Origin of the sequence: Herbaspirillum sp. C7C2 (assembly GCF_022627865.1) — a bacterium.
GTDB classification, from domain to species: Bacteria; Pseudomonadota; Gammaproteobacteria; order Burkholderiales; family Burkholderiaceae_D; genus Herbaspirillum; species Herbaspirillum frisingense.
In genome coordinates this window covers 77,422-89,831 of record NZ_JABXGI010000007.1, presented here as the reverse complement: position 1 = coordinate 89,831, position 12,410 = coordinate 77,422, and the positions used below count along the sequence as shown (strand labels likewise).

Here is a 12,410-nt window from a genome sequence, read left to right as displayed (position 1 = left end):
GGGCAGGCAAGCCGGATTGTGCCTTCGGCCAGGCCGAAGGCTGCCTAAGTGTATTCCACATTTGCAGAGCCGACCGAGGCTGGCAGACTGAACGCCTTGTAGCAAGCACCGTCGACTTCTCCTTTCGCCATGCCCAGCCTGTTTTCCTTCCTCGATATGAATGCCACCGTCCTGGCCGTGAGCCTGGCGGTGTTCCTGCTGGCCGGCTTCGTCAAGGGCGTGATCGGCCTGGGCCTGCCGACGGTGGCGATTGGTTTGCTGAGCCTGGTGATGTCGCCGGTACAGGCGGCGGCCTTGCTGATCCTGCCCTCGATGGTCACCAATGGCTGGCAACTGGCCACCGGTGGCGCCTTCCTGGCGCTGGCGCGGCGCCTGTGGGGCATGCTGGTGGGCATCGTGGTGGGTACGCTGGCCGGCAGCGGCCTGATGGGAGTGGACGGTGGTCGCCGTGCCATTGTCATCCTGGGCCTGGCACTGATGCTGTATGCCATCGCCGGCCTGGCGGCGTGGACGCCGAGCGTACGGCCCGGGCGGGAGCGCTGGTGGTCGCCCGTCATCGGGCTATTGACCGGGCTGGTGACGGCGGCCACCGGCGTGTTCGTTATTCCTGCTGTCCCGTATCTGCAGGCGCTGGGCTTGCAGCGCGACCAGTTGATCCAGGCGCTGGGCTTGTCCTTCACGGTCTCCACCCTGGCGCTGGCCGTCAACCTGGGGCAGGGTGGAGCCTTCAGCGGTGGCGTAGGCTGGGCCTCGCTGGTGGTGCTGGTGCCGGCTTTGCTGGGAATGGCCATCGGCACCCGGGTGCGCGGCATGGTCCGTGCAGCCAGCTTCCGGCGCGCCTTTTTCATCGGCTTGCTGCTGCTGGGTCTCCATCTGGCCTGGCACATCACCGAGCTGGCGCCATGGTGACGATGACCTCGCCAACCTGGCGGATCGAGGGGCCGAAGCAGAAGTTGCCCGGCGAAGTGCATGTCTATGCCTGGCTGGATGGCTGCATGATTGCCATGCTTGATTGTGAGTTACGTGACAGTCAAGGATTGAAGTTACGTATGGCCTATGTCTCGCCACCGTGGCGAGGCTCGGCCGTCCTGCGTGACATGCTGGCCGTCCTCAAGCCGTGTTACCGACCGATTGCCCTGCGTCGTTCCCGCAGGCGCTGAGTTCAAGCACTGAGGTTTTCGGTACAGTCCGCTCCCATGATGCACTGCGCAAACCTATGTGCCGTATAGCGCGCGGGTTCACGATGATGGTGCGTGCGGCCTGCCATTTTCTAAGTTTTCCTGTTCGCCGGATGGGGTGGCCATCAAGTCTCTTCAGGAAGGGGGGCGCTCCTCAGGCTCGGACGGTAACTCGCGTTTCACTGAACTGTCATGTTCCAAGTCTTCCTTGCGGGCCGCTGCCAATTTCTTCATATTTTGACGATTCCGCTTGCGTTGCGGCGTACCCATCAGGTATAAAACGATGGTCAGGGGAATTATCCCGTACAGCAGGAAAGTGGCGATGCCGGCAATCGCTGACTGTTCGGTGATCGACATCATGAAGACGACGTAGAGCCATGCGATAGCGACGATATACATGGTGAGATGGCGCTTCGAGACAAACCGTAAAGATACGCGAAAATTGCAGATCCGAGCATGAACAAGCAGAATCCGCAGCAACCCTCTCCCGATGTATCCGCGTGGCTGGCACAGATGTCCGATCCGAAGTTCTGGACCTCGCTGCAGTCCCAATTCCAATCCCAGTTCGAGCAATTCAGGTCGCATCTGCCGCCCATGCCCAATATGGCTGGCATGGCAGGCATGCCGCCCGGTGCAGGTCAGATCGATCCGACACTGCTGGCCAGGCAGCTGGGCGACATGGGCGCCACGCTCGACCCCGCCGATGCGGTTCGCCTGCAGCAGGAGTACACCCGCGAGTTCGGCGAACTGTGGCAGTCGATGCTGTCGGCCAAGGCGCCGACCATCACCGATCGCCGCCTGTCGGCACCGGCCTGGCAGGAACATCCTTACTTCGCGTTCCAGGCGGCGGCCTATCAGCTCAATTCGCGCTTCCTGCTGGCCATGGCCGATGCGGTCAAGGGCACCGATAAGGTGCGGCACAAATTGCGTTTTGCAGTGCAGCAGATGATTGATGCGATGTCGCCGGCCAACTTCCTGGCGACCAATCCGGTGGCCCAGCAAAAGATCATCGAGACCCGCGGCGAGAGTCTCACCAAGGGCATCGCTCAATTGCTGGCCGACCTGCAGAAGGGCCATGTCTCGCAGACCGACGAGACCGCCTTCGAAGTGGGGCGTGACGTCGGCGCCAGCGAGGGGTCGGTGGTCTTCGAGAACGAGCTGTTCCAGCTGATCCAGTACAAGCCGCTGACCAAGACCGTGCATGCGGTGCCGCTGCTGATCGTGCCGCCCTGCATCAACAAGTTCTACATCCTCGACCTGCAGCCGCAGAATTCGCTGGTGCGCTACACAGTGGAGCAGGGGCACACCGTGTTCCTCATTTCCTGGCGCAATGCCGACGAGACGGTGGAGGCAGCGACCTGGGACAACTACGTCGATGATGCCGTGGCACGTTCCATCCACATCGTCCAGGAAATCAGCAAGCAGCCGCAGATCAATGCCCTCGGGTTCTGCGTGGGCGGCACGCTGCTGTCCTGCGCGCTGGCACTCTTGGCCGCCCGCGGCGAAGACCCGGTGGCCAGCCTGACGCTGTTGACCACCTTCCTTGATTTCTCCGACACCGGTGCCATCGACGTCTATATCGACGAGATGCAACTGGCCCTGCGCGAACAGATGATCGGCCAGCGCGGTCTGATGGCCGGGCGCGATTTCGCCAGCGCCTTCTCCAGCCTGCGTCCCAACGACCTGCTGTGGAACTACGTCGAATCCAATTACCTCAAGGGCGAAAAGCCCAGCGCCTTCGACCTGCTGTACTGGAATGCCGACAGCACCAACCTGCCCGGACCGATGTTCTGCTATTACCTGCGGCATATGTACCTGGAGAATGCGCTCAAGGAACCGGGCCGCCTGACGGTGGGCGGCGAGAAGATCGACCTGCGCAAGATCAGCGCCCCGGCCTTCATCTATGCCTCGCGTGATGATCACATCGTGCCCTGGAAATCCGCCTATGCCTCGCTGGACCTGGTCAACGCCGGCAAACGCAGCAACAACCGTTTCGTGCTGGGCGCGTCGGGACACATTGCCGGCGTGATCAATCCTGCCTCCAAGAACAAGCGCAATTACTGGACCAACGACAAGGCCCGTGCCGGCGCCGATGCCGATACCTGGCTGGCCGGCGCCACCGAGCATCCCGGCAGCTGGTGGGGCGAGTGGGCGGCCTTCCTGGCCAAGCATGGCGGACGCAAGGTGGCCGCGCCCAAGTCGCCGGGTTCGACCCGCTACAAGCACATCGAGCCGGCACCGGGCCGCTATGTCAAGGTCAAGGCCGACCAGCTGGTGGCCTGAAGGATCAGCCAGCCGGCCAGGGGAGGCCCAGAAGTCGGCGGCAATGATGAAAAGAGGGCGGTGATCCGGCAGACCGGAGCCGCCGACAGAGAGAGACGACCGGCGTCGCATCCGCGGCGGCATCGGCCAGACCAATACAGGGAAGCCAGGCAAGACCCGGCCTCCCGACCAATGCGGCGCAAAGCAGACCCGAAACAGGGGTAACAGGCAGCAGTTGGAACCCCAATAATCACCATCCAATAGGAGGCAGCAAATGAGCAAGCGTATCGCATATGTGACCGGTGGCATGGGCGGCATCGGGACCGCCATCTGCACCCGTCTGTGCAAGGACGGCTATACCGTGGTGGCCGGCTGCGGCCCCAATTCCACCCGCAAGGACTCCTGGCTGGCCACCATGCGCGGCCACGGCTTCGACATCCATGCCTCTGAAGGCAACGTCTCTGACTGGGAATCCACCAAGGCCGCCTTCGAAAAGGTGCGCGCCGAGATCGGTGAAGTGGACGTGCTGGTCAACAACGCCGGCATCACCCGCGACGGCCAGTTCCGCAAGATGAGCAAGGCCGACTGGGATGCGGTCATCGACACCAACCTCAATTCGCTCTTCAACGTCACCAAACAGGTCATCGAAGGCATGTGCGAGCGCGGTTTCGGTCGTATCGTCAATATCTCGTCGGTGAACGGCCAGAAGGGCCAGTTCGGCCAGACCAACTATTCCACCGCCAAGGCCGGCATCCACGGCTTCACCATGGCGCTGGCGCAGGAAGTGGCGACCAAGGGCGTGACTGTCAACACCGTCTCGCCGGGCTATGTCGGTACCGACATGGTGCGTGCCATCCGCCCGGAAGTGCTGGAGAAGATCGTCTCCGGCATCCCCGTCAAGCGTCTGGGCGAGCCGGAGGAAATCGCCTCCATCGTGGCCTGGATCGCCTCTTCCGAGGGCGGCTATGCGACCGGTTCGGACTTCTCCCTCAACGGCGGCCTGTACATGGGCTGATGTCCTTTGCTGCAGCAGGCAGGTTGTCCGCCTGCCTCTGCTGCGGCCATCGGCGGAGAATTTCTCCGCACTGCACGATCGGGCTCCCCATTGTGCGTCTTCCCCCCTATAATGGCTTGCGTTGCTGCCCTGCAAAAGGATTGCGACCGCGTCGCGAGGACGACGCTAGCTGCATCACAGTAGAAGAAGCAAGGAGAGGACAGCATCAATGTCCCGGACGCCCGCGGGTCGGGAGCGCATCGAAGCGGCCCGCACCGCTGCAAACCAAGGCCGGCCAACGGCTGCAATGAGAGAGACTGGACTTCAGATGACTACTGCAAAAAATTCGGCAGACCGCTTGATCAAGAAGTACCCCAACCGCCGTCTTTACGACACCCAGACCAGTTCCTACATCACCTTGACCGACGTCAAGCAACTGGTGCTGGACAATGAGGAATTCACCGTGGTCGACGCCAAGAGCGGCGATGACCTCACCCGCAGCATCCTGCTGCAGATCATCCTGGAAGAAGAGTCGCACGGTGTCCCGATGTTCTCCAGCGGTGCCCTGTCGCAGATCATCCGCTACTACGGCCATGCCATGCAGGGCATGATGGGCAACTATCTGGAAAAGAACATCCAGACCTTCATCGATATCCAGAACAAGCTGGCCGAAAATTCCAAGGGCTTCTACGAAGGCAAGCCCTTCAGCCCGGAGATGTGGACCCAGTTCATGAACGTGCAGGGGCCGATGATGCAGGGCATGATGAGCAACTACATCGAGCAGAGCAAGAACCTGTTCATCCAGATGCAGGAGCAGATGCAGAGCCAGACCAAGAACATGTTCGGAACCTTCCCCTTCGGCGCCACCGGTACCCCGCCGGATCAGAAGAAGTAAGCAGCCGGAACAAAAGTTGCCCGACCCGACGGCCCCGCGTGGGCCGTTTCGCTTTTCTGGCCTGCCAGGGCGGTCATGACCCGAAAACAGGCGCAAATGAGCGGACGATGTACAATAGCGCCCTGATTTTTAAAGCATTTTTCGCTTTTTCCCGTATTTTCGGCCGCTTGCGGCCCGTCTCACTGAGCCATCTGCCATGTCCAACCCATCTTCTCCCGCCAGCCCGGCCCTGCCCAAGGTCGGTTTCGTCTCCCTCGGCTGCCCCAAGGCACTGGTCGATTCCGAACAGATCCTGACCCAGTTGCGGGCCGAAGGCTATGACACCGCCAAGTCCTACGACGGCGCCGATCTGGTGATCGTCAATACCTGCGGTTTCATCGATGCTGCCGTGCAGGAGTCGCTGGATGCCATCGGCGAGGCATTGAGCGAAAACGGCAAGGTGATCGTCACCGGCTGCCTGGGCGCCAAGAAGGACGCCGAGGGCGACGACATCATCCAGAAGATTCACCCCAAGGTCTTGGAAGTGACCGGTCCGCACGCGGTGGGCGAGGTGATGCAGGCGGTACACAAGCACCTGCCCAAGCCCCATGCCCCCTTCATCGACCTGGTGCCGCCGCAGGGCGTCAAGCTCACGCCCAAGCATTTCGCCTACCTGAAGATTTCCGAAGGCTGCAACCACCGCTGCAGCTTCTGCATCATTCCTTCCATGCGCGGGGACCTGGTCTCGCGTCCCATCGCCGACGTGATGCTGGAGGCCGAGAACCTGTTCAAGGCGGGCGTCAAGGAGTTGCTGGTGATCTCGCAAGACACCAGTGCCTATGGTGTGGATGTGAAGTTCCGTACCGGCTTCTGGAACGGCAAGCCGATCAAGACCCACATGACCCAGCTGGTCGGTGCGCTGGGTGAGCTGGCCCAGCAGTACGGTGCCTGGGTGCGCCTGCACTATGTCTATCCGTATCCGCACGTGGACCACATCATCCCGCTGATGGCCGAAGGCAAGATCCTGCCTTACCTGGACGTGCCGATGCAGCATGCCCATCCGGATGTGCTCAAGCGCATGAAGCGCCCGGCCAACGGCGAAAAGAACATCGAACGCATCCAGGCCTGGCGCGCCATGTGCCCGGACCTCACGATCCGTTCCACCTTCATCGCCGGCTTCCCTGGCGAGACCGAAGCGGAGTTCGAATACCTGCTGGACTTCCTCAAGGAAGCCGAGATCGATCGCCTGGGCTGCTTTGCCTATTCGCCGGTGGAAGGCGCGACCGCCAACGAGATCGCCAATCCGGTCCCGGAAGAAGTGCGCGAAGAGCGTCGCGGCCGTGTCATGCAATTGCAGGAAGAGATTTCCAAGAAGCGCCTGCAGGCCAAGGTCGGCAAGACGCTGCGCGTGCTGATCGACGAGGTGGACCGCAACGGCGGTACCGGCCGCACCTATTCCGATGCGCCGGAAATCGACGGCGTGGTCTATGTGAAGCCACCTTTCGAGCCGCATCGCAAGCTGGAAGTGGGCCAGTTCGTGGACGTGCGCATTACCGCCGCCGATGCTCACGACCTGTGGGGCGCGGCCGAGTGAAGGCGCAGCGTTTGCTGATGCGCAGCCTGCTGGTGGCGGCGCTGTCCTGCTCGGTCCTCATGCCGGCATCGACCTGGGCCGCCAGGCCAGGACCGGCCGCCAGCGCTCCGGAGGGTTCGCTGCAACAGCTGCTGATGACCCATGCGCTGGTGCTGCGTGGTCAGATCGACGGGCGCGACATCCAGCTTTCGCTGCAACCGAAGAAGAACGAGGACGGCCTGGAAGGGCGTTACTTCTTCTTTGGCGGATCGCCTGAGATCCTGGTTGCTGGTGAGGTCGATGGCGATGATTTCATCATGGAAGAATCAGTCAATGGCAAGGATGTGTCGGGCCAGTGGGAAGGGCATCGGCAGGGCCAGTCCATCACCGGTACCTGGTCCAGTGCCGATGGTGCCGTCACCAAGCCATTCGCGTTGCAACTGCCCTGAGGCCGGGCTGATCGTCTCCGAACCCTTGATCGCGTGATTTGCTGACGCCGGCTTTCGGTGTCGGCAGGCTGCGCGTATAGTGATGCCTTTGCGCGCAGCCCTTCGCTGCGCGTCTCGTTTTCAGAGGCAGAATCGTGTCCGACCCCAAAGAGACTTCTCTCACGCCGCAAACTTCCCTGATCCACAGCAGCTATCGCGCCCCTGACGGTTTCGAGGCCTTCCCGGTGGGCATCCATCACGCTTCCACGGTGGTATTCCCCAACGTCGAGGCGATGCGCTCGCGCGACTGGCGCGAAAAGCTGGGCTATACCTATGGCCTGCACGGCACGCCCACCAGTTTCGTGCTGGAGGCCCGGCTGGCCGAGATCGAGGGCGGCAATTACTGTCGTGTTACGCCCAGCGGGCTGGCCGCCATCGCCATGGTCAACTTTGCCTTCCTCAAGAGTGGCGACGATGTGCTCCTGCCGGACAACGTCTACGGGCCCAGCAAGGACCTGGGCCAGTGGCTGGAGCGTGATTTCCAGATCACGGCGCGATTCTATGACCCGATGATTGGTGAGGGTCTGGCCGACCTGATCATGCCCAATACCCGTCTGGTGTGGACCGAGGCACCGGGTTCGGTATCGATGGAAGTGCCTGATATTCCGGCGCTGTGCCGGGCGGCCCACGCCAGGGGCGTGCTGGTGGCGATCGACAATACCTGGTCCGCCGGCCTGGCCTTCAAGGCCTTCGAGCATGGCGTGGACATCGTCATGCAAGCCGTCACCAAGTACCAGTCTGGTGGTTCTGATGTGCTGATGGGCGCGGTGGTGGTGCGCGACCAGGCCCTCAATGAAAAGCTGGAGCTGGCGCACATGCGCCTGGGGTTCGGCGTGGGCATGGATGACGTCTATCTGGTGCTGCGCAGCCTGTCGTCGATGCGCCTGCGCTTCGAGGCGCACGATGCGGCCGCGCGCAAGGTGGCGACGTGGTTGAAGCAGCGTCCGGAGATCGTCTCGGTGCTGCACCCGGCCTTCGAGGATTGCCCCGGCCATGCGCACTGGAAGCGAGACTTCACCGGCGCAGGCGGCCTGTTCTCGGTGATCTTCGATCCGCGCTACGTGGAAGAGCAGACCGACCGCTTTGTCGACAGCCTGCGCCTGTTCAAGATCGGCTACAGCTGGGGCGGTGCACACAGCCTGTGCGTGCCATACCGGATGCGGGGCATGCGTCGGGACTGGATGCGAGAAGGGCAGCTGGTGCGCTTCAACATCGGCCTGGAGGCGCCGGAAGATCTGATCGCCGATATCGAACAGGCCCTGGCACGCATGTAAGCGTCGAGCCAACCCGGCGCGGGGTGCCTGCACCGGGTTTGCCGTCCAGAAATTGAATAAAGGTAAATGTTGCCTCTGTTTCTCGTTTTGGTGCGAAGGAGGCGGTCATAAAATGCTAGTCATTCTTGATACGGCATCCTCATACCGCTGGGCCGCTTCGCATTTTCTCGTCCAGTGGCGCAAAAGATGTCAGACCGCGTAAAACATTGCAATTTTTCTGCGGCCCCGTGTTGAAGGAAACTACAGTTTAGCTCGGCAGTCGAAGAAGAAATGCGGCTGAGCTAGTCGTTACACAGCAACATGGCACAAGAAAACCGCCAAAATTTACAATTTATTTTGTTGCTTTGGTGTCAATTTTGTTGAGCCATTTCGGTCAAGAAACCTTTTGATCAGGAAATTCCTGATTGTCGCCGGAAGTCGCAAGGACTCTGGCTGTTCATTTCCCTGGCATCAAAACTGCAGGCGAAATAGGTCTTCTTGTAAGACAAAGTCTGACAAGCCTACTGGTTTTGTTTCGGACGAAAAATACCGATCAAGTCTAATTTCCCGCCTGTCCGCCCCCCCTCAGAATTGGCTTGCAGTCAAGTAAATGTAAGCGATTGTAAGCAGCTCAATGCAGCCGAGAGCAGCACAGAGCAGTATGGAGTTCTTACCGAGGTGGGGTGCAAATGAATACCAACGACATGATGGCGGAGATCCGCGATGCCAACCTGAGCTATCTGATGCTGGCACAGCAGATGATCCGTCAGGACAAGCCGACCGCAATCTTCCGGCTGGGTATCAGCGCAGAGATTGCCGATCTGATCGAGGGTTTGTCCAATGCCCAGATCATGAAACTGGCCGCGACCAACATGATGTTGACGCGCTTCCGTTTCGACGATGGTGCCATCCTCGGCATGCTCACCAATTACAACAAGGACAAAAGCCTGGCCCAGTCGCATGCGGCCATCCTGATGGCCTGTCAGCCCAGCGAACAAATTTCGTAAAACAACAAGACAAGAGCAGGACCGGCGCGGGCAGGGGTCAATGCGCCGGAGGGGAAGACGTACCGTAGCAATTAATAAGTTTGTGTCTTGGATTTGCAGCCTGATGTCCATCTGCCTTGTGCACATGGAGAGGGGTCAGGCAGTGTCACTACGAAATCACCGGGGGGTAGCACCATGGCTAAAAAGAGCGTTGTCACAGAGGCGCAGGAAATTCAGTTGGCCATTGAACTGATCAACCTGGGGGCGCGCCTCCAGTTGCTGGAATCGGAAACTTCGCTGTCGCGCGAGCGCCTGCTGAAGCTGTACAAGGAATTGAAGGGCGTCTCGCCGCCCAAGGGCATGCTGCCATTCTCGACGGACTGGTTCATCACCTGGCAGCCCAATATCCATTCGTCGCTGTTCATCAACGTGCACCGCTATCTGGTGGAGCATGCCCGCATCAGCGGCATCGAAGCCGTGATGAAGGCCTACAAGCTCTATCTAGAACAGGTCGGTCAGAGCGATGCCGGCGAGCCGGTGCTCTCGCTCACGCGGGCCTGGACGCTGGTGCGCTTCTTCGAAAGCAAGATGCTCATGACCACGCCCTGCTGCAAGTGCGGCGGCCACTTCGTGGTGCATCGACTGGACCTGCATCAGGACTATCTGTGCGGCCTGTGCCACATGCCTTCGCGTGCCGGCAAGACCAAGAAGGCCAAAGATGCGGTGGTCATGGGTCTGGTGGAAGCCCTGCCGGTGGCAGCCTCCGCCCCAATGGTCGCCGAGCCGGTGCTGGCGGCCGTTGCCTGATCCGCAGTGCTGCGCCATCGCTGTCGATGCGGTCGCGGTTCGGCTGCTTGACCGTGACAGTGGCGCCGCTACTCTGCCAGGAAGAATGAGGCCGATTGTCTAGATGTCTGACCTAGAGAACCACCCCGGCGCCCGCCGCAGGCCACTGCTGCAGGCGCCGGCGATCCAGGCCTTGCTGCTGTTCGTGTTGGGCCTGGTGGGCGCCAACGTGATCGACGTGCTGTGCCAGCGCGCCGGTCTTTCTCCCTTCTCTCCCTTGCAAACCTCCGTGCTGCACGGTGCGATTGCCGCGCTGCTGGCACGTCTGCGCCGCATGGCCGTGTGGTGGTGGCTGATCCTGCTGGTGTTCCCGCTGGCGGCGCTGCTGGTAGGGCGGCTGCAATTGCCGCCCTGGCTGTTCCTGGCGGTATTCCTGTTCATGCTGGTGCTGTTCTGGTCCACCTTCCGCAGCCAGGTGCCGTTCTATCCCTCCGGCCGCAATGCCTGGGATGCGGTGGCCGCCTTGTTGCCCCAGGGACGGGCGATCCGCTTCATGGATATCGGCAGCGGCCTGGGTGGCGCGGTGCTGGATCTTTCGCATCGTCGGCCAGAAAGTGAATTCACCGGCATCGAGATCGCGCCCTTGCCCTGGCTGGTGAGCCGCCTGCGTGCGGCGCTGGCCGGCAATCGCTGCCGCTTCGTGCGGGGCGACTATCTGTTGCTCGATTTCGCAGAGTATGACGTGGTGTTCGCCTATCTTTCGCCAGCCGCCATGCTGGCCCTGTGGCACAAGGCCCGGGCCGAAATGCGGCCGGGGACGCTGTTACTGAGCTACGAATTCCATATTCCAGGGACCACGCCGGACCTGGTGATCCAGCCCGAGGGGGACGGGCCGGTGCTGCACGGCTGGCGCATGTGAGCGCATAAAGTGACGCAATGCGAGACGCGACGTATCAAGTTTGCCCGGATTGAGCCGTAAATCGAAAAGGAAGGGCGTTTTTCGGATATGTATTCCCTCATTTGCTTGATTGGAATACCTGTAATCTGACGAACGTGAAAATACATGCAACGCCACTGGGACGGGAGCAGGCACTTTGTTAGTCATTATCGGATATGTCATTGTCATGGGCTCCGTCTTCGGCGGCTTTGCCCTGTCCGGCGGCCATCTGGGGGCGCTGTTTCAGCCACTTGAACTGCTGATGATCGGCGGCGCCGCGGGTGGCGCGTTCCTGGTGGGTAACAACGGCAAGGCGATCAAGGCCACGATGAAGGCCTTGCCGACCGTCCTCAAGGGCTCGACCTACACCAAGGCGCTGTACATGGAGCTGATGGCGCTGCTGTTTGAGATCCTGACCAAGTCTCGCAAGGAAGGCCTGATGTCCATCGAAGGCGACATCGAAGAGCCGGAAAGCAGCCCCATCTTCAGCAAGTACCCCGGCGTGCTGGCCGACCATCACCTCATCGAGTTCATGACCGACTACCTGCGCCTGATGGTGTCGGGCAACATGGATGCGTTCCAGATCGAAAACCTGATGGACAACGAAATCGAGACCCACCACCACGAGGGAGAGATTCCGGTGCACTGCATCGCCAAGCTGGGTGACGGTATGCCGGCTTTCGGTATCGTGGCCGCGGTGATGGGGGTGGTGCACACCATGGAATCGGTGGGTATTCCGCCGTCCGAGCTGGGTATGCTTATTGCGCACGCGCTGGTGGGTACCTTCCTCGGTATTCTGCTGGCCTACGGTTTCGTGGGTCCGCTGTCCAGCCTGCTGGAACAGAAGCTGCACGAATCGACCAAGATCTACCAGTGCGTGAAGGTGACGCTGCTGGCCAGCCTGAATGGCTACGCGCCGGCGCTGTCGATCGAATTCGGCCGCAAGGTCCTGTTCTCGACCGAGCGTCCGACCTTCCTGGAACTGGAAGAGCACGTCAAGCAGGCCAAGAGCAAGTAATCCTGCCGTTGGCGGATGGTACGCGCATCGATTCACACAGACATCAGCATTGAGCAGGAGT

At 61.0% G+C, this 12,410-nt stretch carries 13 protein-coding genes; 12 read left to right on the top strand and 1 reads right to left on the bottom strand.

The genetic code is table 11. From position 1 onward, the window contains the following. Window positions 1-129 precede the first annotated feature (129 nt). Both HWE04_RS12310 and HWE04_RS12305 read left to right on the top strand, forming a co-directional pair. The gene (locus HWE04_RS12310; protein ID WP_241812564.1) at window positions 130-909 is read left to right on the top strand and encodes a sulfite exporter TauE/SafE family protein; all 780 of its coding nucleotides are present in this window, start codon (window positions 130-132) and stop codon (window positions 907-909) included. Next, on the top strand, window positions 903-1,160 hold the full coding sequence (locus tag HWE04_RS12305) for a hypothetical protein (RefSeq protein ID WP_241812563.1): 258 nt from the start codon (window positions 903-905) through the stop codon (window positions 1,158-1,160). Before HWE04_RS12310 ends, HWE04_RS12305 begins: the two co-directional genes overlap by 7 nt. 153 nt (window positions 1,161-1,313) lie before the next feature. On the opposite strand, the gene HWE04_RS12300 is transcribed toward HWE04_RS12305, so the two are convergent. Next, complete coding sequence (locus HWE04_RS12300; RefSeq protein WP_241812562.1) at window positions 1,314-1,577, bottom strand: hypothetical protein; 264 nt, start codon at window positions 1,575-1,577, stop codon at window positions 1,314-1,316. Window positions 1,578-1,634: 57 nt separating this feature from the next. On the opposite strand from HWE04_RS12300, the gene phaC reads away from it, so the two are divergent. From phaC to motA, 10 genes are all read left to right on the top strand, one after another. Then, complete coding sequence (gene phaC / locus HWE04_RS12295; protein ID WP_241812561.1) at window positions 1,635-3,461, top strand: class I poly(R)-hydroxyalkanoic acid synthase; 1,827 nt, start codon at window positions 1,635-1,637, stop codon at window positions 3,459-3,461. A 253-nt stretch (window positions 3,462-3,714) separates the two neighbouring features. Continuing rightward, window positions 3,715-4,455, top strand: coding sequence for a 3-ketoacyl-ACP reductase (locus HWE04_RS12290; protein WP_077238299.1), 741 nt, complete (start codon window positions 3,715-3,717; stop codon window positions 4,453-4,455). A 307-nt stretch (window positions 4,456-4,762) separates the two neighbouring features. After that, on the top strand, window positions 4,763-5,329 hold the full coding sequence (gene phaR / locus HWE04_RS12285; RefSeq protein WP_075258843.1) for a polyhydroxyalkanoate synthesis repressor PhaR: 567 nt from the start codon (window positions 4,763-4,765) through the stop codon (window positions 5,327-5,329). A 196-nt stretch (window positions 5,330-5,525) separates the two neighbouring features. Next, window positions 5,526-6,902 (top strand): 30S ribosomal protein S12 methylthiotransferase RimO, encoded by a 1,377-nt coding sequence (rimO, locus tag HWE04_RS12280; RefSeq protein ID WP_241812560.1) that lies wholly within the window; start codon window positions 5,526-5,528, stop codon window positions 6,900-6,902. 17 nt (window positions 6,903-6,919) lie between these two features. Further along, on the top strand, window positions 6,920-7,330 hold the full coding sequence (locus HWE04_RS12275; RefSeq protein WP_241812628.1) for a hypothetical protein: 411 nt from the start codon (window positions 6,920-6,922) through the stop codon (window positions 7,328-7,330). Between the two features lie 134 nt (window positions 7,331-7,464). Further along, window positions 7,465-8,643, top strand: a complete 1,179-nt coding sequence (locus HWE04_RS12270) for a cystathionine beta-lyase (RefSeq protein WP_241812559.1) — start codon at window positions 7,465-7,467, stop codon at window positions 8,641-8,643. Window positions 8,644-9,311: 668 nt separating this feature from the next. Next, complete coding sequence (flhD, locus tag HWE04_RS12265; RefSeq protein WP_006463263.1) at window positions 9,312-9,629, top strand: flagellar transcriptional regulator FlhD; 318 nt, start codon at window positions 9,312-9,314, stop codon at window positions 9,627-9,629. A gap of 174 nt (window positions 9,630-9,803) precedes the next feature. Then, on the top strand, window positions 9,804-10,415 hold the full coding sequence (gene flhC, locus HWE04_RS12260; RefSeq protein WP_039875244.1) for a flagellar transcriptional regulator FlhC: 612 nt from the start codon (window positions 9,804-9,806) through the stop codon (window positions 10,413-10,415). A 103-nt stretch (window positions 10,416-10,518) separates the two neighbouring features. Then, a complete protein-coding gene (locus HWE04_RS12255; protein WP_241812558.1) occupies window positions 10,519-11,313 on the top strand; it encodes a class I SAM-dependent methyltransferase in 795 nt (264 codons plus the stop codon). 175 nt (window positions 11,314-11,488) lie between these two features. Next, on the top strand, window positions 11,489-12,349 hold the full coding sequence (gene motA, locus HWE04_RS12250) for a flagellar motor stator protein MotA (protein WP_006463266.1): 861 nt from the start codon (window positions 11,489-11,491) through the stop codon (window positions 12,347-12,349). Window positions 12,350-12,410 lie beyond the last annotated feature (61 nt).